Origin of the sequence: Paenibacillus sp. P3E, from assembly GCF_001909045.1 — a bacterium.
In the GTDB taxonomy this organism is placed as follows: Bacteria; Bacillota; Bacilli; order Paenibacillales; family Paenibacillaceae; genus Paenibacillus_AQ; species Paenibacillus_AQ helianthi.
On record NZ_LVWH01000092.1, the window covers coordinates 50,349 to 72,340 of the forward strand.

The following is a 21,992-nucleotide window of genomic DNA, read 5'->3' on the forward strand; positions in this document are numbered from 1 at the left end:
CAAAATGTTAATAACATAAAAGTTAACAGGAGGTAATCCCTATGTTCGGATTCAGATTCGTGAAATTCCAGCCCAGTGACTATGTGCTTAAGGTGAAGAACGGCAAGGTAGTGCGTGAGGGAGTGGGGCTTTCTTTTCATTATTATGCGCCTACGACCTCGGTTGTTGTGGTTCCGGTATCCTCGATTGATGTTCCGTTCATGTTCGAGGAAATTACGAATGATTACCAGACAGTGACCGTACAGGGGCAGCTGACCTACCGGATTGTCGACTACCGCAAGACTACACAGATTCTTAATTACACCTACAATTTGCGTAAAAATACGTATCTCTCCGACGATCCGGGCAAACTGGCGCAGCGCGTGATTAATATCGCCAAGGTGCTGACGAAGAAGCAGCTGGAGCAGCTGCCGCTGCGCGAAGCGATTAAGTCCAGTGAACGTCTGGCAAAGACCATTACCCAGGAGACCGGACGAAATGAGGAGATTGAGAAGCTGGGCATTGAGCTGATGGGTCTGTCGATTCTGGCCATTGTCCCGAATAAGGAAACACTGCGTGCCCTGGAAGCACAAGCCCGGGAAGAGATTCTACGGAGTGCGGACAATGCGCTCTATGAGCGCCGCAATGCTTCCATTGAGCAGGAGCGCCGCGTGAAGGAGAATGAACTGAATACGGAAATTGCTGTCGAGACGAAGAAAAAACAGATCCGTGAAACCCAGCTGGACGCCGAGCGGTCGGTGAAGCAGAAGCAGAATGCGATGATGGAGGAGCAGCTCAGCTTCGATACTGCGCTTGAAGAGAAGAAGCAGGAGCTGATCGGGCTGACCGTAGCCAACCAGCGGGCCGAAGCAGATGCCAAAGCCTATGAACTGTCGGCGGTGATGAATTCACTGCAGGGGGTAGCGCCTGGTGTACTGCAGGCCCTGACCAATGTAGGGATGAAGCCCGATAAATTGATTGCAATCGCCTTCCAAGAGCTAGCGGAGAATGCTGGCAAGATTGGGCAGCTGAACATTTCGCCGGATCTGCTTCAGGGACTGATGGGCGGTTCGGCTGGAAACGGCGGGAATGCTGCAAGAGGAGGCGGGGGACGATGAGCGAGACCCGAAGCTCGGAGAACAAAATTATCCTGATCAAGCGAAAAACCTGGCTCGAAGAACTGGTGGTCCGCTACAATACGATTCAGCAGGCGCAGTTCTATATTGAACGCTTGGGAGCGGATTTCAGCGATTATATCAGCGAGGACTTTCATTACCGCAAGGCGGTGGAGACCGCAGTGATCGAGCTGGGCGCGGTGGGCCGGGTGCAGCTGCTGGAACGCCAGCATGTACCGAACTTCATTTTTGGGGAGCAAGATACCGTAGTGGTGCTGGGGCAGGATGGACTTGTGGCCAACACGCTAAAATACCTTCACGAGCAGCCGCTGATCGGGGTCAATCCCGATCCGCAGCGCTGGGACGGCGTGCTGCTGCCGTTCACCGTCAAGGATCTCCGGCATTTGGTGCCGGAGGTGTTCCGGGGGCAGCGGCAGGTGCGTGAGGTCACGCTTGCCAAAGCGCAGCTCAACGACGGACAGAGCCTGTACGGCGTCAATGATCTGTTCATTGGCCGCAAGACCCATGTGTCCGCCCGCTATCAGCTGGAGCTGAACGGTGTCACCGAGCAGCAGTCCTCCAGCGGGATTATCGTCTCCACCGGCATGGGCTCCACCGGCTGGCTCAAAAGCGTGCTCGCCGGAGCGGCAGGGATTGTTCACAGTGCGGCGCAGCTGCAAAAGGCAAGCGGAGCACGCACAGCCCCGGCTGCAGGAAGAGGCGGACATCCGGCAGGACAGCCGGTAACCGGAGCGGATGAGGTATACACCGCGGTGGCAGAGCGGCTGCCTTGGGATTACCCGAACCTGTACTTTACGGTTCGGGAGCCTTTTCCCAGCCGAACGACTTCCGCTGACCTGGTCTTCGGAGAGATCGGCAGCCAGGCCCCGCTGAAGATTACCTCACAGATGCCGGAGGACGGGGTCATCTTCAGCGATGGGGTCGAAAATGACTTTCTGGCGTTCAACTCCGGCGTGGAAGCGACGATTACGCTCGCCGAGAAGCGGGGACGGCTGGTGGTATGAATGCAACATTCAGCAGTAACGGGTTCGGTCTGCTTGCCAGCCGGACAACAGAAAGGGTTCCCCGTCAGCCACAGAGAGGCTGCTGAGGAACCCTTTTGAAATTGAAGTGCTGTTGATTACTGGAAGCTGCGGCCCTGATTCATGGATGAACCAAAGGATTGATTTGGAGACATTGGCGAATGCATTTGCTGCGAATTGAAGGAAGGCATCATTGGGATATGTGGCACCTGTGATGGCTGTTGGTTCATGGAAGAATGGAAGACCGGGCTATAAGATGGGTTGAATCCTTGAGCCCCTGTGCCGATTCCAGTGCTGAAGCTGGAAATCTGGGAGTTCTGTTCCATCTGTCTAACCAGTTGGGATACATGCTGCAGCTGTTGTACAGCCGTTTGGTGACCCTGCAGGGCCTGCTGAATCATTTGACTGGCTTTACGTTCACGGTCTGCCAATTCTTCCAGCTTGGCAGCATTTTGCTGTTCCTGTTGAAGAAGCTGTTGATAGTTTTGGCTGGCTTGTTGTGTTTGGGAGACCAGCTGCTGAATAATTTGCTCACATTGGTTGATCTGGCTGGAAATGTTGGAATTCAAAATATTTTGCCTCCTTGGCATTTCAGTTTGGTCATGCGTTCTTATTATCTCTGAGAAAAGTACTGAATATTCATGTGCTTGATTTGCTTGAGCGGACAGCTACAATTCCCTCAATTACTCCTTCGCTGCCGGAAGGACGGGCTCAAAAGAAAGGTACAGGCTGCATAGCAACTTTTGTGGCCTCCTTTCGTCTATCTAGAAAACAGTATCCATAATCACCCATAACCTGGAGGAGGGGCAGCATGAATCTGCATGGTTTATTTGCTAGACCAAAGGCTTTTTGGAAATTTAAGAATTTAGATGCTTCACGTTACAAATTATCCTTCTATTTCTCACTGAAACGGAGTATTACATTACCGCTTGTATTTGTGCTTCTGTTAACATTAAGCTTCCCGGGAGCGTCAACGGCATCGGCTGCATCGTCCTCAGAGCTGATTGTTGTGAACAAAAAGACGAATACGCTAGGTTATTTCAGTGGCGGCAAGCTGGTCCGGACGTTTCCGGTTGCCACAGGCAAAAGCAAAAGCCTCACTCCAGAGGGCAGCTTCAAAATTGTCGTCAAGATCAAAAACAGGCCTTATTATAAGGAGCACATTCCCGGAGGAGATCCGGCGAATCCGCTTGGGGACCGCTGGCTGGGACTCGAAGTGAACGGCACAAAGGGAACAACGTACGCCATTCATGGCAATAATAACGAATCGTCCATCGGCAAATATGTCAGTGCCGGGTGCATCCGTATGCATAATGAAGACATCCACTGGCTGTTTCCGCAAATTGCCAAGAATACAAAAGTGGTGATCATTTCATCATCACTCAGCCTGGACAGCATTGCTGCCAATAACGGCTATTCCCTCGGGGTTACCGCCTTTGCAGGAACCTTCATCATTAATGGTAAACCGCTGAAGCTTAAGGATGACCTTATCCTGGAGAATTCGCGTGTTTTTGTTCCGTTGAGAGAAACAGTGGCCTTGCTGGGAGGTACGCTGAAGCCGCAAGCTGGAACCGGTGCGCTGGAGATCACCATAGGAAAACGTACGGTGACACATAAACCGCTGACCACACAAGCCGTGGTACAGGGCCAAACCCTATCTATGATAGCGTCCAAAAATGTGAATAACCGTCTCTATCTGCCGCTTGGCAGCCTGACAGAGTTGTTCGGTCTTTCGTTCAAGTGGAGCAAGCAGGAAGCCACAGTCACCTTCTAGGACGGATCAGCTTCATAGTATCCCCGGACCGCAGCGGGCAGAGGCCTGCTGTGTTTTTTTGTAACCCATTCTATGTACAGCAGCTTCGAACGGGCAGGAGTTTCAGGATATATATTGAAGTTATAGAGAGAAGAACCTGTATGAGATGCTGTTTGAATGGAACAGGAAATATGAACGGGTGGATATGCCCAGAATGATGGAACGGACCGAAGAATATGTCCACAAGCGGATAATTGTCCAAAATAATCAGGAGATCCTGCGCTGGAGCAGCTCTAATATCCATTTGGCTGAAGCCGCAGGAGGAGTTCCTACTCAAGTGGAGAGGTGATGTATGATGAGCAAGCTGGCAACCTTTGTACTGGAAATATTGCGGATGTGTCTTTTGCTGTTACTGACTCTTGGGTTACTGGGTGGCTTGGAATATGGCCTATTTAAGCTGTTGTACGGCTGGACGATCTACCCCGGGAGCGCTGCGGCGGGGAATCTCATTTTGTTTTTTGTGCTCTACCGCAATTATTGGCAGTTCAAAGGCTGGTTCAAATCAGACAAAAATCAGAGGCTGGGACGCAATCTGACGTTTAGCCTAACTAGTCTCTCACTGCTGCTGATCCTGCTGCCGTTTGCTGTCCCGCTAATGATGTAATAACGGAATGGGAAACTTTAAGTATAAAGGTTCTTGACCTTGTTTATGCTTGAGGAGTTGCATATGATCTAAGTAGTATTACATTTCGGACAATTACGGAGGTTCACCGAAGCGATGAATAACTAACACGTTTCCTTCTCAAAAGACCATGAACTAGGGATGTGCTTATGCACAAGCCACGGGACACCCTTTGGAATAAAGCAGGTAAGGACGGCGCAGCCGTTGCTGCTTGGGGTGTACGGTCAGGGGATACGTGTGTCGATCGGGGACCTTACGATGCTTGTTACAGATGAACGCAGCTGATAAATATACGGTTCACCTTGCGATAAAACAAGGGGGCAATATATCTGCAGCGTTGTTTCATGGCATCCTCCTCCTTCATACATGCTCTGCCGCAGGCCGCTGGCTGCGGTTTTTTTGTATTTTTTACGGAAGCGGAGGAATGGATATGACCATAATCAAGGTTAAACATATACGTAAAGAATGGAACGGGATTCCCCTGTTCGCAGATGTCTCTTTTGAAATTGCCGAGAGAGAACGTGTGCTGCTCTTCGGACGCAACGGGATCGGCAAGACGACGCTGCTGCAGGGTCTCCTCGGACGTTACACCTTCGAGGAGGGCAACGTCTATCACGGTCTGCCCCCGGAGGAGCGGGGAGTATTGGATCAACAGCTGGAGATTGGGCCAGATGTCAGCGCGCTGGAGTATGTTCTGTCCGGTTCGCCGGAAGTGGATGACCTTAAGCGCAGGCTGGAGCAGATGGGCCGTGTGCTCCAAGAGACTGGTGGCAGCGATGAAGCGCTTGTGGCCGAATACGGTGAAGTATATGAACGTTATCTGCAATTGGACGGGTATGGCTGGGAGGCCAAGGCAGAACAATGCCTTAGCCAGCTGATGCTGAATCATGAGGTGTGGACCCTGCCATACCGCCAGCTCAGCGGGGGGCAGAAGACCAGAGTTCAACTAGCCGCGCTGCTGGCCCGTCAGCCGAAGCTGCTGATCCTGGATGAGCCGACGAACCATCTGGATGAGGAGACCATGGTCTGGCTGGAGGAGTGGGTACGGAATTATCCGGGGACGGTATTCTACGTTTCCCATGACCGCAGATTCATTGACCGGACGGCAACGGCAGTGCTGGAGCTGAGCCCGCAGGGCTGCCGGCGATATCCGGGAGGATATACGAAGTACCGGGAGCAGAAGGAGATAGAGTCACGAACGCTGGCGGTGCAGTACAGAAAGCAGGAGCTGGAGAGGGAAAAGCTGCTGGCGAGCATCCGCCGTTATGCAGAATGGTTCCAGCAGGCCCACCTTGCCGCCGGCCAGAACGATTTCCGGCGCGCCCAAGCGAAGAAGAACGTCTCCCGGCTCCATGCCAAGGAAGCGAGTCTGGAACGCCTGGAGCAGAACCGGGTGGAACTGCCGCGTGCCGTATCCCAGCTGAGCATGAAGCTGGAAGGTGAAGTTTTCCGGGGGGATTCGCTGCTTGAGATGAGCGGTATTCATTATGCTTACGGCGGCGTTCCTGCGCTGCTGGAAAATTTCAATCTAACTTTACGGCGCGGGGACCGTCTTGCTGTTCTTGGACCGAACGGTGCCGGCAAATCCACGCTGCTGAAGCTGATTGCTGGTCTGCTGGAGCCTGACGGTGGCGAATTGCGTATGCATCCCCGCACGCGGGTGGGTTATTTTGCCCAGGAACTGGATGATCTGCCCCTGTCATCCACCCTACTGGACAGCTTGCTGGAGCTTCCCGGCATGACGCAGACGGAGGCGCGGACCATTCTGGGCTGCTTCTTGTTCCCCCGGGAGGATGTATTTAAGCGGATCGGTGATCTAAGCCTTGGTGAGAAATGCCGTGTTGCCTTCCTGCGGCTGTATTTTGGCCGTGCCAATCTGCTTGTGCTGGATGAGCCGACCAACTATTTGGATATCGATACCCGGGAGCGGGTGGAAGAAGCACTGGCTTCTTATCCCGGCGGGCTGGTTATCGTCTCGCATGACCGGTATTTGCATGCTAAAGTGGCCAACCGGCTGCTTGTACTGGAGCGTGGAGGGAACCCCCGTCAGTTCACGGGTACCTATGAGGAATATTCGTCCAAGGACCGGAGCCGGGTGCTTACACCGGAAGAGCAATCACAAGAAGGAGAACTGCAGCTGATGAAGCTGCGCCTGGCCCAACTGATGCACAGTGAAACCAGGGAGACGGTGGAAGAGGACCGCGAGCTGATGACCGAGATTGTGCAGCTGCGGCGGACCATCCATGAGCGGCAATAACTGCCCGTTCCACCCTGTGGTGACGAGATAGCAGAAAAACCAAAAAAATACAGGTGCGGTGAAGGGTTATGGCATATTTTGGCGAAATGTATAAATCATACAGCTAAAATATGAGGGAGGCACTCTCAAATGCGTAATAAGGGAATCAGAATCATGGTACTGCTGCTGCTCCTGTTCAATATGGCCATACCGGTACAGTCCACTTCGGCGGCATCCAAAAGCATCAAGGTTAAAGTAACCTTAGTCAGTGCGGAACTGACTGAAAACAATCATGTGGGTAATGAGTGGTATACCACGGCATATATTAACGATAAAGAGATCAGTGAGGGCTCATCCGTGGTTCTGGACCTGAAATCGACAGAAAGTGTTCAACTGAAGGCGTATGCGGAAGAGCAGGATAAAATTCCGGAATCCGCCACGGCTACCGCTTCTGTCAAAGCCTCAGCAATAACCAAAACCATCAGCAAAGCCATAGAGGTGACCGTTGTCGAAAACCGGGGGCGCTATTCCGGCAACACGGCCACATGGACGTTCACATTTAAAGTTCAGAAGCAATAGACCAGAATAGCAACCTAGGGGGAACAATGAATAAAAAAGTATGGTTAAGAATGGGGCTGACGCTAATTATACTTGCGCTGCTCTATCTTTGGATGAGGCCGCAGCAGGTGGAGCGGGAATACGGAAGTGTTATTTATTCGAATGAAGCCGGCATGATCAAAAGCACGACTATCCACTTTAAAGGAAAGGTTGCCCGGGGCGTCCTCCTGTTCTCCAAAAGTACATTGAACGGAACGCTTACTGTAGACCAGGACTTGACCTATAAGATAAAGCTGAAGGATAACGGAGGTTATTATTTGGGAGTTATGACGGCATGGGATACCGATCACTCTACACGTACAACCGGGGTGATTTCTGTAGCGAAGAAGCTGGACCGGTTCTGGATTACGCTAACCGATCTTGATAAGCGCTATAACCTTAAGAACGGTGAGGGGAGTATTTCAGGTCCGGCAAGTACACTGGAAGAAGCGAAGCAGGTAGGAAAGGATATTTTGGCTGCGTACAGATCTTAACACTGGAGGTACAACATGGATCGAAGGGTGGAAGAAGAGCTGGTTCCAGGGGACTTCACAGGATTTTGGAAAAGAGTGCTGATCAGTATTGTAGATGTTCTGGTGCTTCTTCTTCCGGCCTATGTTGTGAATAAGTTCTTCGTCTGGGCGACAGAACATTATCATTCGGGGATACCATTGTTTATCCAGTTTGCGCTGCTGTGCGCATTTAATATTTATATGGTGGTCAAATATGGCGGGACGCCCGGAAAGCTGCTCCTGAAGGTCAGAATTATAAATGCGGACGGACAGCTGCCCTCGGTGAAGCAGGCATTGATCCGGGATAGCTTCTATATTCTGAACTCATTTTTGGCGGTCATTGCAAGCTTGAGTGCGTACAAAACCCTGTCGATTTCCACTCATGCCGGGGAATGGCTCCCGCTTGTGATTGGTTTGAATGCATTTTTTGGCTTTGTGATTATAGTGGACTGCCTATGCGTCGCATTCATCAAGAATAACCGGGCCATACATGATCTGATGGCGGGAACGTACGTGGTTGATAAGTCGGCGATGGATAGTCTTAAGCCAGACAAGATAAGTTGATATGTTGCAAAAGGGATAGAACCGGCAGTCCGCTGCTGAGTTCTATCCCTTTACTGTTTTAATCCAATTGCAGCTAGTGTTGCGGAAGAATTCAACAAAATAAAATAAATATTCGTTATTATTATTTTTTAATATAAAAATTAAAGGATTTGTACCACTTGCTGTCGAATTATGGAACCCATAAAGCCTATATGCCCATTCATCTTAGAACTAATAAATTATTGGAGGCAGCGATTATGAAAATAAGGACCAAAAGGTCGAGTTATTCACTATTTGGTGTGCTTTTGCTTGGAATGGCAGTGTTCTTCTGCTTACGCCCGGTACATCTGTATGCTGCGGGTCCGGCGCCAGACAGTTTCACAACCTCCAGCTATACCAGCTTGCCTTCAAATGCAATGACTGGTATGGCCTACGGCAACAATGTGTATATCGCAGTCGGCTACTACGGGGCCATTATCAAATCGGCTGATGCGGAAACCTGGGTGAATGTGAAAACCAAAGCTGACATTAACTATGCAGGAGTGGCAGCTCCTGATTCTTTTACTTTTAACGGGGCAGCTTATGGAAACGGTTTATTTGTTGTTACGGGAAGTGAAGGGGTTATTCTGACCTCGCCGGACGGCAACAACTGGACCCAGCGCACCTCCAATGTCACATTTGGCATTTCGGGTGTTGAATTTCTCACTTTTAATGGGAACAGTGCTTTTTACGCTACAACACAAGGGAAGCTGCTGACCTCAACAGACGGGATCAGTTGGACCGCTCTCGTTCCTACAGGGCTTGACCCCACGGCATACGTAACCAGAGTGACTGTAGGGAATAGCGGCACCAAATTGGCTGTAGGGGCATCAAACGGAAAAATCTACTCTACGATTAATGGCTCCACCTGGACCTGGACGCAGCCCTCTACCGCGGCGGGACCATCCACCGGTACCAACATGCTGTCCTGGATGAACGGCCGTTACTATATTTCAGATCCTAGTGCTTATCTCTGGACCTCTACGGATCTCTCCACGTATACGCTGATGGGACCTCCTTTTAAGCAGAATGCCTCACAATACAATAATCAGATGTTTAACGGGTTTTATGATGGTACGAAGGTCTACTTGTTCGGTTATGAATCTCCAAACTATGGAGCAGTGTACACATCGACGAACGGAACCACATGGACCATGCAGCCGTTCAAAAATTATTTTGTTACGCAGAACCCGCGTTTTCTGAACGGGAAATATTTTCGCTTGGGCAATGAAGGAATGATGGTTTCCTCAGATGGGGTGGATTGGCGCTATAAATGGGGAGGCGCTTTTACTGAGATTGTTCATGGCAGCGGATCACAGTATATTGCTGTTGGGAAAATGGGCAGCGACGGGGCGATCTGGAACTCGGCTGACCTTGCGAACTGGAACCAGGTAACACTGTCCTCAAGAGTGGCCGGATTCTCGGCGGCGGCATACGGTAATAACACCTATGTGGCGATTGGCGAGGCCAATCAGACAAGCACTGCGCTGGCTACCTCGACGGACGGATCTGCCTGGACGCTGCAAAGCAGCTTGAATGATTCGACAGCTATAACGGACATTGCTTTTGGGAATGGGAAATTCGTTGCGGTCGGTTCAAGTGCGGGAGCTCCCAAAATAAAAACGTCGGCGGACGGTATCACCTGGCATGAGCCTACCCTGCCTGCGCAATCGATAGATGCGGTGTATTCCATTGCATATACGAATAATCAATTTATTGCCTTGGGGTACGGCTATGATAACCAAGGTAATATAGATGCATCCAGCATTTGGACTTCGGCGGATGGGGAGACTTGGACGAATCGTTCAGGAGCTTATCCTAACCAGACGGATGTCCTGAGTAATGTTCTGTATGACGGAAGCAAATATGTTCTGACTGGTTATAACTCTAGCACTTATGAGGTGTTCTCACGTACCAGTGATGATCTCACCTCTTGGAGCTCACCAACAATGACGGGTTTGTCCACCTTTTACTCAACCTCAGCTATGATGGGGCAAAAGGGCAACAACCTCTACATGCTGGCTTATGGCAGTAACAATGTTCCGGTGGTATATTTCACGGATGATCACGGTTCGACCTGGCAGGATGCCGGTGTGGACTTGTCCTCCATTGATCCGAATGCAATCTATTCGCTGGTGGAGGCGAATGGCAGAGTGGTTCTCTCCGGGAACTCACAGTTGGTTATGACGACAACGGGAACCATGGCGCAGGTAGGTGCTCCGACAGCAAGCCCAGTCGGAGGCGCAGTAGCCTCAGGCACGACAGTGGCGCTGAGCACCACAACTAGCGGAGCAGCGATCCACTACACGCTGGACGGCAGTACGCCGACGAGCGCCAGCGCGGTATATAGCGGCGCGATCCCGGTGACGGGCGCGGTGACGATTAAGGCCATCGCCGTGAAGGCGGGGATGACGGACAGCGCGGTAATGAGCGAAGCGTACACGATCATGGCACAAGCGGTTGCACCATCCGCCAATCCGGCGGGAGGCGCAGTAGTGTCAGGCACGACAGTGGCGCTGAGCACAACTACAAGCGGAGCAGCGATCCACTACACGCTGGACGGCAGCACGCCAACCAGTGCCAGCGCCGTGTATAGCGGGGCGATCCCGGTGACGGGCGCGGTGACGATTAAGGCCATCGCCGTGAAGGCGGGGATGACGGATAGTGCGGTAATGAGCGAAGTGTATACGATCATGGCACAAGCGGCTGCACCATCCGCCAATCCGGCGGGAGGCGCAGTAGCGTCAGGAACGACAGTGGCGCTGAGCACCGCCACCAGCGGAGCAGCGATTCACTACACGCTGGACGGCAGCACGCCGACCAGTGCAAGTGCGGTATATAGCGGCGCGATCCCGGTGACGGGCGCGGTGACGATTAAGGCCATCGCCGTGAAAGCGGGGATGACGGACAGTGCGGTAATGAGCGAAGCGTACACGATCATGGCACAAGCGGCTGCACCATCCGCCAATCCGGCGGGAGGCGCAGTAGCGTCAGGAACGACAGTGGCGCTGAGCACCGCCACCAGCGGAGCAGCGATCCACTATACGCTGGACGGCAGCACGCCGACTAGTGCCAGCGCGGTGTATAGCGGCGCGATCCCGGTGACGGGCGCGGTGACGATTAAGGCCATCGCCGTGAAAGCGGGGATGACAGACAGTGCGGTAATGAGCGAAGCTTACACGATTATGGCACAAGCGGCTGCACCATCCGCCAATCCGGCGGGAGGCGCAGTAGCGTCAGGCACGACAGTGGCGCTGAGCACCACAACTAGCGGAGCAGCGATCCACTACACGCTGGACGGCAGCACGCCAACCAGTGCTAGCGCGGTATATAGCGGCGCGATCCCGGTGACGGGCGCGGTGACAATTAAGGCCATCGCCGTGAAGGCGGGGATGACGGACAGCGCGGTAATGAGCGAAGCTTACACGATTATGGCACAAGCGGCTGCACCATCCGCCAATCCGGCGGGAGGCGCAGTAGCGTCAGGCACGACAGTGGCGCTGAGCACCACAACGAGTGGAGCGGCGATCCACTATACGCTGGACGGCAGCACGCCGACCAGTGCCAGCGCGGTATATAGCGGGGCGATCCCGGTGACGGGCGCGGTGACGATTAAGGCCATCGCCGTGAAGGCGGGGATGACGGACAGCGCGGTAATGAGCGAAGCTTACACGATCATGGCGCAAGCGGCTGCACCATCCGCCAGTCCGGCGGGAGGCGCAGTAGCGTCAGGCACGACAGTGGCGTTGAGCACTGCCACTAGCGGAGCAGCAATCCACTACACGCTGGACGGCAGTACGCCGACTAGTGCAAGTGCGGTGTATAGCGGGGCGATCCCGGTGACGGGCGCGGTGACGATTAAGGCCATCGCCGTGAAAGCGGGGATGACGGACAGTGCGGTAATGAGCGAAGCTTACACGATTATGGCACAAGCGGCTGCACCATCCGCCAATCCGGCGGGAGGCGCAGTAGCGTCAGGCACGACAGTGGCGCTGAGCACCACAACTAGCGGAGCAGCGATCCACTACACGCTGGATGGCAGCACGCCGACCAGTGCAAGTGCCGTATATAGCGGCGCGATCCCGGTGACGGGCGCGGTGACGATTAAGGCCATCGCCGTGAAAGCGGGGATGACGGACAGCGCGGTAATGAGCGAAGCGTACACGATCATGGCGCAAGCGGCTGCACCATCCGCCAATCCGGCGGGAGGCGCAGTAGCGTCAGGCACGACAGTGGCGCTGAGCACCGCCACCAGCGGAGCAGCGATCCACTACACGCTGGACGGCAGCACGCCAACCAGTGCCAGCGCGGTATATAGCGGGGCGATCCCGGTGACGGGCGCGGTGACGATTAAGGCCATCGCCGTGAAAGCGGGGATGACAGACAGTGCGGTAATGAGCGAAGCTTATACGATCATGGCAGCACCGAACAGCATAATTAGTCCGGTCAGTGCCGCTTTTGACAAAAAACAGACCCAACAGGCCGATCTGGCCGTTGAACTGACTCTGAATGGCAATACGTTCACAGGAATCTCCAACGGGATAGCCAACCTTACTTTGGGAACGGATTACACGCTGTCCGGCAGTACGGTAACGATTGCCAAGGAATACCTTGCTGCTATGGCTACAGGTACAACGAACTTAACCTTCAGATTTAGCGCAGGCGCAGTTCAGAATTTAGAAATTACAGTAACCGATACAACGGTTCCTGTTCCCGGTGTACCTTTACTGCAATCCGCAGTTTTCGGTAATGCTCAGGTGCAATTGATCTGGACGCCGGTAGAGGGTGCATCAGGGTACAAGATTTTCCAAAGACTGGCTGATTCGGCATATGGCAGTGAAGTCGATACCGTCAGCGGTTCAGTCTACGGCTATAATGTGGTGAATCTATTAAATGGAACGACCTATTATTTTGTGGTCAAAGCAACCAATGCGGAAGGTGACAGTGCGGCCTCCAACGAACGGAGCGCCACTCCAAAGACAGTTCCAGGGGCTCCGGCCAATGTAACAGCAGTATCCGGTAGTGGGCAAGCGATCATTTCCTTCACGGCGCCTGAGACAAACGGAGGCAGCCCGATTACAGGGTATGAGATTACCTCCTCGCCGGGGAATATTGTAGCTAATGGAACTGCAAGTCCCATTACAGTCACGGGACTTACCAATGGAACGACTTATACTTTTACGGTAAAAGCGGTCAACAGCGCAGGCAGCAGCACGGCCTCAGCCTTATCGAATGCCGTAACGCCAATCGCTCCATCCAGCGGAGGGGGAGACCCTTCGCCTGCTGTACCAACGCCAACACCAACGCCAACACCAACATCAACGTCAATACCAACAGCGGCACCAGCCCCCACCGGTTTTGACATTCTTGTAAATGGCAAGGTGGAGAGCGCCGGAACAGTATCCACTGCCACAGTAAATGGACAGACAGCCTTGACCGTAGCCATTGATCAGGTCAAGCTGGAAGAGAAACTCGCGGTGGAAGGGCAGGGTGCTGTAATTACAATTCCGGTAAACCTGAAATCGGATATTGTTATTGGCGAGTTGAATGGTCAAATGATTAAGAATATGGAGAATAAGCAAGCGGTATTAGAGTTGAAGAGTGGAACGGCAACCTATACCCTGCCTGCTGGGCAAATCAATATTGATGCAATCTCAAGTCAGCTCGGAACCACAGTTGCTCTTGAGGATATTAAAGTCAAAATTGAAATTGCTACTCCTGCAGCGGATACATTAAGAATAGTAGGGAATTCGGCTGTTCAAGGCGGATTCACGTTAGTTGCACCTCCGCTCAATTTTGTGGTGCGGGCAGAGTATGATGGTAAAACCATTGAAATCTCCAAGTTTAACGCCTATGTAGAACGGGAAATGGCTCTTCCGGAGGGTGTGGATCCGAAGAAGATTACAACAGCCATCGTGGTTGAGCCGGATGGATCGGTGAGACACGTACCTACTAAGGTCACAACGATTGACCAAAAATATTTTGCCAAGGTGAACAGCTTAACCAACAGTACCTATTCCATTATCTGGAACCCTCTGGAATTCAAGGATATGGCCGGACACTGGGCTAAAGATATCGTCAATAACATGGGTTCACGGAAGATCATTGACGGTACAGAAGAGGGGATATTTACTCCCGATGCGGATATCACACGCGCTGAATTCGCTGCAATCATCGTACGCGGACTTGGACTGAAGCTGGAGAACAGCACAGCTCCATTTACGGATGTGAAGGCAGGGGCTTGGTACAGTAGTGTGGTTCAAACCGCCTATGCATACAATCTAATCACTGGATTCGAAGACGGCAGCTTCCGTCCGGCAGACAAGATCACCCGGGAGCAGGCGATGACCATCATAGCTAAGGCGATGAAGATCACCGCATTGAAAGACAAACTTCCGGCTCAAGCCGCAACTGAGCTGTTAAGCCCGTTCAAGGATGCCGGCATTGTCTCGCAGTGGGCAGTGAACAGTGCTGCGGATAGTATTCAGGCAGGTATCGTCTCCGGACGCAGTGCCTCCCAGTTGTCTCCTCAGGCTTATGTTACAAGAGCCGAGGTTGCTGCTATGATCCAAAGATTGCTGCAGAAGTCCAATCTGATCTAGATAAATTCACCTTGCGCCTCCCGAGCTGCCCAGCAGCCGGGAGGTGTTTTTTTTTCCTGAATATATGTTTCTCGCTATAAATCAAGGACGGCAAAGCCGTTTCCACTGGGCCATCCGGCAATATCCACAGCTGCAACCTTTACGGATTGTCACCCGTCTGAATGAACAGATTGATCTCAGAGAGAACAGACAACCCAAGGAGATGATACTGCATGAACACTTCATTCAAAGCAACAGCCGGAATCCTAATACTAACTGGTATATTGGGGCTTTCCGCCTGCAGCTCCTCCAATAATGACGCAGCTAACGCCACCCCGGAAGCTACGGCAATTTCACAACCGGAGGCAAGCAACTCGCCTGCGCCTTCCACAGAACCGTCGAAAGTACCGTCTGCGGCTTCGCCAAATGCTGCAGGCGGAGGCAGCGAATCAGCCTCTTCACCAGAGGACAGCAGCAAGCTGCTTGAAGAGCTTTTACAGCTGGCACAGCAAGGTAAAGTACCAGGTGTGGAATATGCTGCACACACCGGGTTAATTGACGAGGTGGAAGCGGCCTGGGGCGAGCCCGATACGAAGGAGTCGGCGGGTAAAGGCATCTATTCAACATACAGTAAGAAGCATGTGGTCTTCGGCTTCAATAAGGGCAGCAAGATCTTTGACGTCCGTTCCAGTGCTGCCGATCTGCAGAAGCTGACACTGAAGCAGATTGAAGCAGTGCTCGGCACACCGGATCATACCACGGTCAATGGCAGCGATAAAATCTACATTTACCAGGCAGGCAAGCAATACGATCTCAAGTTCATCATTCCGGACGCTTCCAGCACCGTGGATCATATTTCTGTATTTTCTGAACAGGATTCGATTAACAATATGGCCGGATAAGCTATAATACCTCCATGGACTTATCCTTGGAAAAGAGGTTCGGCTATGCAACTTGAATTAGACGGGAGCGAATACACCGTCACAGCAGGCGGGATTACGATCACGCTGCTGCCCAAGGAATTCGCTCTTCTGCAATTTCTGTACCGCAACCGTGGGCGTACGTTCAGCCGGGAGCAGCTGCTGGATCATGTATGGCCATTGGAGTACCCGGTAGAACGGACAGTGGATGACCATATCTACCGGCTGCGCAAAAAGCTGGCCGTCCTGAGCGGCCTGGGCATTCGGACTGTCCGGGGGTTCGGGTACAGTCTGACTCTGCCGGGATCTCCAGCCGGCGTAATGATCAATCCCACAACGAATGATTTGGAGCTGCGCGAAACCATGCGCGGTGTATTCTCCAAGTTTCATGTATACGGCCAAGGCAAATCCATGCTGACATTGGCGCGCCAGCAGGACATTCTTGGGTTTGAGCTGGACCCGGAATATTCGATGGTCATTCACTTTGTACAGGGAGATTTGGATTGGCTGCTGCACACGGAAGAAGTTCCGCTCAAGGACCGGCTGTTTTATTTGCTGCTGTACCACTTTTTCTCTGGTGATCCCAAGGAGAGACTTGCGTATTGCGAGCAGATCATTGAACGGCAGCTGCTGTACCCTGAATATCAGCTGGAGCTGGAAATCCTCACGATTCTGGACTTGTTCACTCTTGCGGGACAACCGGAGCGGGCCGTGGAGCGTTTGGAACATTCATATCAGGTCATTGCTGAGCTTGGTTATGAAAATTTCATTCCCGTGACTTTGATTACGGAGCTTTTTGTGCATCTCGTGGCGGGAACCGGGGATGACAAGCTTAACCGGATGGACGAAGCGATTGCAGCTGTCCTTCAGGAGAAGCCCTTTCTGCGGGAGATTGGTAGCTATAAAGTGGTAAAGGGACTTTGGAGCTTACGGCTGGAACATTGGCAGGAGTCGGAGAATCTGCTGGATGAGGGCTTGCAGGTACTGGAGATGTCAGAATTCGTTCCGCTGAGGCTCTACGCATTATACCGGATTGTCCATTTCTGCCGTATGTTCCCGCCCTCTAAAAAACTGCAGCGTAAATATGAAGACTTGTTCGCGCTGGAGCTGGAGCAATCCGGGTTAAACCGGATGGAGAAACCTTTGGAGCACCTGATGCAGCAATTGCTCAAACCCCTCTGATTATTCTCTGACAATTCCCCGTTACAGTTAGATCATGAATGATCCTGTTCCATGATTCTAAATGTAACCTGGAGGAATGACAGATGGAAACTTCTCTGAAGCAGGGGAACAGCCTGCTGCACAACAAAGTATATATGCGCGTGTACAGCGCTTTCGCCACAGCAACTTTTGGTGACTGGTTCGATACACTGGCGATTCAGGTTCTCGTCGGCTACCGCTGGCAGGCCAGTCCGCTAATGCTGGCACTGATTCCGGTAGCCATGGCGCTGCCAAGCGTTCTGCTCGGCTCTGTGGCCGGGGTCGCTGCCGACCGCCTGAACAAGCTGAAGCTGATGCGCATGTGCGATCTGCTTACCGCGATCCTGACCGTACTGGTGTTGTTCGCACCCGGTATGGTGTGGCTGCTGCCGCTGCTGGTGCTGCGATCTTCGATTTCCACGCTGAACGTTCCGGCTCAGCAGTCCATGACCCGCAGTATTGTCAGAGAGGATCAGCTGCTTCAGGCCACCTCTCTGAACGGTATCGTGAACCAGGGCTCCAAAATCGCCGGTCCCCTGCTTGGCGGTGTTGCGCTTACGCTGCTCAGTCCGCATTGGTGTATTTTGCTGAATGCTATATTTCGGGTAGGCTCCTATTTGCTTCTCCTCTCGGTCAAAAACATCCCTACAGAAGGTGAACTCCCGGCTGCACAGACGCAGGCGGAGAGAGTTCCAATGGGTATGATGTGGAAAGAGGGCTGGAGCTTTATGCTGCGCAGCCGCCTGCTGCTGCATACGATGTTATTTGGACTTGCCGGAGCTCTGGCGATTCAGATCATTGATTTCCAGTTCACCAGCCTGTTCCGGGTGATCTCACCGGTGAATGAATCCCTGCTGGGCTGGATGGTGGCCGCCTCCGGTATAGGTGCCGTAGCTGTCATTCTGCTTCTGGGTAAGTTGAAACCGGGAACCCGTTATGGTCTGAGACTGGGAATGGGTTATGTGCTGATCGGCGGATCGGTTGGGGGTCTCGGACTACTACAGCCGGGCGCTTCTGCGCTTTGGGTGTTGTTGTTCGGCTTCGTACTGGGGATTGGGAATGGAACCTTTTTCGTGACCTTCAATTACTGCCTGCAAAAAGAAACCCCGCCCCACATGACCGGCCGTATCTTCGGCATTCAGAGCACCATCCTCGGGGTGGTGATGATTGCGGCGCCTCTGCTGGGAGGGCTACTAGTCCAAATGGCCGGGCCTGGCCGTATCTTCTTGGATTTTGGCGTCGTTCAAGTGCTGCTCGGGCTCGCCGGTATCCTCTTTGGCCGGTTACTTTGGCCTGAGGCCAAGCCGGAGCGGGGACAGACAGCAATGGAGCATAGTTCTTAACATATCTCATTTACAGGAGGGTCCAATGACAACTTACATTTATATGGTTCGGCATGGAGATTCGCTCAAAACCTCGGGCAATGAAAGATCGCGCGTATTGTCCCCTCAGGGTGAGAAGGATGCGCGTAGAGTAACGGAACGGTTGCTGAACGAAGGCATACATACGCTATACAGCAGTCCCTATGTCAGAGCAGTGGATACAATTGCCGGACTGGCTAAGGTACTAGGCCAAGAAGTCCATAGGATTGAGGATTTAAAAGAAAAATGCTGGACGGTTGACGACCGTACGCTGCAGGACCCGGAACTATATCCATATCTGGAGCGGATGTTCGAGGAGCCGGATTTTGTATTGGAGGGTGGCGGAGAGTCCAATCGGGTCTGTAAAGACCGGGCCGTAAAGGCGCTGAAGGCGATTCTGCGGAATCACCCGGACGAGCGGATTGTTATCGGTACTCACGGCATGGTGATGACGCTGATGATGAATGAGTTTGCCGGAGAATATGGGTTGGATTTTTTGATGCAGACCACCAAGCCGGATATTTACTGTATGGAAATTATAGACGGACTACTGACTCATGTGGAGAGACTGCCCCTTAACGACTGAAGTGCAGTTCCCTGAATTTGTGAAGCCGTTCAACGAATATCAGCAGCAACCACTACCTTGCCCCGGACGCTGGTTTATGTCTAAATGAAGCGGGAGCAGCGGCTGCTGAATGAAGACTTTATTTTGTCATGAATCTTGTTGACGGTTTGATGAGAACGTCGAAGGGGGGCCATTGAGCCGCCAAGGCTACAGCTGATAAAAGCGTGCCGTATTGGCGGTCAGCATCGCCTTCGCCTGATCGGCGGAATATCCATGGAGCGTTGCCCAGGCTGCTGCAACGTCATGAACCATTGCCGGATGGGTAGGATGTCCGGCAAAAGGGCCTTCGAACAACCAAGGACCATCCGTCTCGGCCATGACCAGCCCCGGCGGATAGCGCCGTGCGAGTGCCTGAATCTCCGGCTCATATACAATATCCGGTGTGAAGGAGATGTGGTAACCCCGTTCAATCATACGAAGAACCGCTTCTTCCGGACCCTTGAACCAATGAAAATGAGCTCTGGTGATGCCGTGCTTCTCCAGCAGATCACAGGCGGTCACGGCATCCTCATAGACGGCATGCAGGATTACCGGCTTGTCCAGCCGGGCAGCCAGAGCAAGCTGCTCATCCAGAAGCCGCATATAAGGCTCCACTTCGAAAGCTTCACCGCGCTCCAGCGCTTCCGCTCTTGAATAGTAGGGAAGCCCGATCTCGCCTATAGCCACCATATTTTCCGCGTGCTGACTGATCCACTGTATTAGCGTGGCTAACTCTTCTTCCATCGGTACCGGCTGCTCGGGATGGTAACCGTAGGCCGGTTTCACCCGGCCCGGATACCGTGCAGCGATTTCCTGTGTGCGGATGCAGGAGTCCAGATTCATTGAGACGGCAACCAGCGAGTGGAGGTCATGCTCCGGAAGCCCATGCAGCATGGTTTCCAGTTCTGAATCTATATATTGCTCAAGGTGAATATGGGCATCAATCATGGGCTCATTGCTCCTTTTCCACATACTGCTTCGTAGTATCGTAGGGTTCAAAACGGATCGAGTCCAGGTTCAATCCTCCACTGCCTGCTTTGTAAGCCAGCATCAATGTCCCCATACTCTCCTCAATTCCAGCATTTACACTGGTTTCTGCCTTCAGCTTACCATTTGCCACTTGATAATGAGTAACTGCCCCGATCCCAACCTGTGTGCCAAAATGGTTGAGACCGCCATCCCCGGCACGGCCGGGAAGCCTCAAGGTCACCTTCGATGGAGCAGGGCCGGCAAGCTCAAGCCGGACCACAACATCGCTATTGTCGAGCGAGATCTTGGAGGTGGTAGCTGCCGAAGCAACCTTTTCTGCTGCCGGTACCGCAAGCTCCTTCCACTCTTCCGGCTTGACCACATGGACCCCCTCCAGGGAAATTCCGGTTCCTGTACCAAGGCTGAATACCACCGTAGCTTCCGGCTTCCCGTCGTTATCCACATCGGCATAGTAAAGCACCGGAGGGTAAGACCCAAGTCTGGGAGCTTCCCATTTGAAACTGTGCTTTCTGCCGTTCACTTCGAGGATGAACCCTTTATAGGTACTGCCATCCTTCCGGGCCGCATACAGCTTGACCTTGCCGGAAGTGCCAGCTGCGACCGCCAATGGTTCAGCGGGAACCCGCACGGATGTACTGACATCTCCAGACGTAATGGATACTGCACTACCAGAGGCTGTTAGCTTGGCTTCGGCCCCAGTTAATGAAGACACCGCACCAGCAGAAATATACACATGCCCCTCCTTCAGAAGGACAGGCCCTTCAAGGCTGTCTTCATAACCGCCGTCAGTCTGCGTATATTGAACCTGCATGGCTGAACGGCCGGGTGAAAGAATCGTACGGGAGCTGTTATCGGTTAGGGTGAGCTTTTTACGTGTATTATCCCATTTCAATTCAACCGGATAATATTCCAGCAGCACTCTTGCAGGAACATACAGGATCTCCCCGGAATGAAAAGGATGAAGCTTGGGCAGAACAGGTTGGCCGTCTACAGACAGGGTGAGTGGTGCGGCAGCGGATATTGAATCTATAGTTGGAGCTGCCGCACATCCGGCAATTAGCAGGGCAAGGGCGGAAGCGGTCAGTATTTTTTTCACAGAATAACCTCCAGAGTCTAAAAGTTCCAATCTATTCAATTATACTGTAAATGATCCGCCCGGGGGCCACGATCCGTTAACAATAAGAAGTCAGGACTGTTACGTTTGGGCGGTGGGCAGCAAAGGATACGATGGATTCGCGCTTGGGTGTGCCGGATACAGGAGGGGCTTGACACTCTTTTTGCATAAATTTAACATGGGAGAATGAATGAGAATAATATCTTGGCGGCCATCGGCCGAATTCACCGGCGCGGGAACAAGTTCATTGAACGGGAGCTCAAAAAACATAATATTCATGGAATTGCCCCTTCACACGGGGATATTTTGTTTCAGCTGTTTGCCCGGGAAAACATTACGATGAACCAGTTATCCTGCTCAATCGACAAGGACAAGTCTACGATAACGGCATTGGTTGACAAATTAGTACGGTTTGATTATGTGAAACGGGAACAAGACCCGTTGGATGGACGGATACATCGCCTGTCGCTTACACCTAAAGGCCGGGAGCTCCAGCCCATCTTCGAAGAAATATCAGTAACGCTTCTTGATGCAGTCTATACGGAGTTTGTACCGGAGGAGAAACAGCAGCTGCTTGCTTTACTGGAGAAGATTAAGCTGTGATAACTTCCGGATTGAGCACCAATAAATAGACATACACGAGAGCAGTCGGGCCTTCCATGTATGGAGGGTCCTGTTTGTTTTCAGTTGTGGTCCCGTATAATGAATCCTAAAAATAAATCG

Annotated in this window: 18 protein-coding genes; 15 read left to right on the forward strand and 3 right to left on the reverse strand. The window is 52.5% G+C overall.

Annotated elements, in window-relative coordinates:
* Nucleotides 1-41 precede the first annotated feature (41 nt).
* Together A3842_RS09165 and A3842_RS09170 are read left to right on the forward strand one after the other, a co-directional pair.
* Complete coding sequence (locus A3842_RS09165) at nucleotides 42-1,097, forward strand: SPFH domain-containing protein (RefSeq protein ID WP_074101149.1); 1,056 nt, start codon at nucleotides 42-44, stop codon at nucleotides 1,095-1,097.
* The gene (locus A3842_RS09170; RefSeq protein WP_074101150.1) at nucleotides 1,094-2,119 is read left to right on the forward strand and encodes a diacylglycerol kinase catalytic domain-containing protein; all 1,026 of its coding nucleotides are present in this window, start codon (nucleotides 1,094-1,096) and stop codon (nucleotides 2,117-2,119) included. The genes A3842_RS09165 and A3842_RS09170 overlap by 4 nt, the downstream gene beginning before the upstream one ends.
* A gap of 116 nt (nucleotides 2,120-2,235) precedes the next feature.
* Here A3842_RS09170 and A3842_RS09175 read toward each other — a convergent pair whose 3' ends face one another.
* Entirely contained in the window at nucleotides 2,236-2,706 is a 471-nt protein-coding gene (locus A3842_RS09175) for a hypothetical protein (protein ID WP_244169888.1), read from the reverse strand.
* Between the two features lie 242 nt (nucleotides 2,707-2,948).
* Here A3842_RS09175 and A3842_RS09180 point away from each other — a divergent pair, with 242 nt between their 5' ends.
* From A3842_RS09180 to A3842_RS09270, 12 genes are all read left to right on the forward strand, one after another.
* The gene (locus tag A3842_RS09180; protein ID WP_074101151.1) at nucleotides 2,949-3,911 is read left to right on the forward strand and encodes a L,D-transpeptidase family protein; all 963 of its coding nucleotides are present in this window, start codon (nucleotides 2,949-2,951) and stop codon (nucleotides 3,909-3,911) included.
* Nucleotides 3,912-4,056: 145 nt separating this feature from the next.
* The gene (locus tag A3842_RS09185; protein ID WP_074101152.1) at nucleotides 4,057-4,239 is read left to right on the forward strand and encodes a hypothetical protein; all 183 of its coding nucleotides are present in this window, start codon (nucleotides 4,057-4,059) and stop codon (nucleotides 4,237-4,239) included.
* Nucleotides 4,240-4,242: 3 nt separating this feature from the next.
* Entirely contained in the window at nucleotides 4,243-4,554 is a 312-nt protein-coding gene (locus A3842_RS09190) for a hypothetical protein (protein WP_083609531.1), read from the forward strand.
* Nucleotides 4,555-5,002: 448 nt separating this feature from the next.
* Nucleotides 5,003-6,829: a ribosomal protection-like ABC-F family protein gene (gene abc-f / locus A3842_RS09195; RefSeq protein WP_074101153.1), complete on the forward strand. Its 1,827-nt coding sequence runs from the start codon at nucleotides 5,003-5,005 to the stop codon at nucleotides 6,827-6,829.
* Between the two features lie 129 nt (nucleotides 6,830-6,958).
* A complete protein-coding gene (locus A3842_RS09200) occupies nucleotides 6,959-7,387 on the forward strand; it encodes a hypothetical protein (RefSeq protein ID WP_074101154.1) in 429 nt (142 codons plus the stop codon).
* 26 nt (nucleotides 7,388-7,413) lie between these two features.
* Complete coding sequence (locus A3842_RS09205; RefSeq protein ID WP_074101155.1) at nucleotides 7,414-7,899, forward strand: hypothetical protein; 486 nt, start codon at nucleotides 7,414-7,416, stop codon at nucleotides 7,897-7,899.
* 15 nt (nucleotides 7,900-7,914) lie between these two features.
* On the forward strand, nucleotides 7,915-8,481 hold the full coding sequence (locus A3842_RS09210; RefSeq protein ID WP_074083209.1) for an RDD family protein: 567 nt from the start codon (nucleotides 7,915-7,917) through the stop codon (nucleotides 8,479-8,481).
* A 236-nt stretch (nucleotides 8,482-8,717) separates the two neighbouring features.
* Nucleotides 8,718-15,101: a chitobiase/beta-hexosaminidase C-terminal domain-containing protein gene (locus tag A3842_RS31480; RefSeq protein WP_178382319.1), complete on the forward strand. Its 6,384-nt coding sequence runs from the start codon at nucleotides 8,718-8,720 to the stop codon at nucleotides 15,099-15,101.
* A gap of 212 nt (nucleotides 15,102-15,313) precedes the next feature.
* A complete protein-coding gene (locus tag A3842_RS09255) occupies nucleotides 15,314-15,982 on the forward strand; it encodes a YjgB family protein (protein WP_074101156.1) in 669 nt (222 codons plus the stop codon).
* 45 nt (nucleotides 15,983-16,027) lie between these two features.
* Entirely contained in the window at nucleotides 16,028-17,182 is a 1,155-nt protein-coding gene (locus tag A3842_RS09260; protein ID WP_074101157.1) for a winged helix-turn-helix domain-containing protein, read from the forward strand.
* Between the two features lie 83 nt (nucleotides 17,183-17,265).
* On the forward strand, nucleotides 17,266-18,543 hold the full coding sequence (locus A3842_RS09265; RefSeq protein ID WP_074101158.1) for an MFS transporter: 1,278 nt from the start codon (nucleotides 17,266-17,268) through the stop codon (nucleotides 18,541-18,543).
* A 25-nt stretch (nucleotides 18,544-18,568) separates the two neighbouring features.
* Nucleotides 18,569-19,147 carry a histidine phosphatase family protein gene (locus A3842_RS09270; RefSeq protein ID WP_074083214.1) on the forward strand — a complete coding sequence of 193 codons (579 nt, stop codon included), beginning with the start codon at nucleotides 18,569-18,571 and terminating at the stop codon, nucleotides 19,145-19,147.
* Nucleotides 19,148-19,333: 186 nt separating this feature from the next.
* Here the strand turns inward: A3842_RS09270 and A3842_RS09275 are convergent, their stop codons facing one another.
* Together A3842_RS09275 and A3842_RS09280 are read right to left on the reverse strand one after the other, a co-directional pair.
* Entirely contained in the window at nucleotides 19,334-20,113 is a 780-nt protein-coding gene (locus A3842_RS09275; protein WP_083609533.1) for a TatD family hydrolase, read from the reverse strand.
* A gap of 4 nt (nucleotides 20,114-20,117) precedes the next feature.
* The gene (locus A3842_RS09280) at nucleotides 20,118-21,251 is read right to left on the reverse strand and encodes a stalk domain-containing protein (protein WP_074101160.1); all 1,134 of its coding nucleotides are present in this window, start codon (nucleotides 21,249-21,251) and stop codon (nucleotides 20,118-20,120) included.
* A gap of 204 nt (nucleotides 21,252-21,455) precedes the next feature.
* Here A3842_RS09280 and A3842_RS09285 point away from each other — a divergent pair, with 204 nt between their 5' ends.
* Entirely contained in the window at nucleotides 21,456-21,872 is a 417-nt protein-coding gene (locus A3842_RS09285; protein WP_074083217.1) for a MarR family winged helix-turn-helix transcriptional regulator, read from the forward strand.
* The last annotated feature ends 120 nt before the right edge of the window (nucleotides 21,873-21,992 follow it).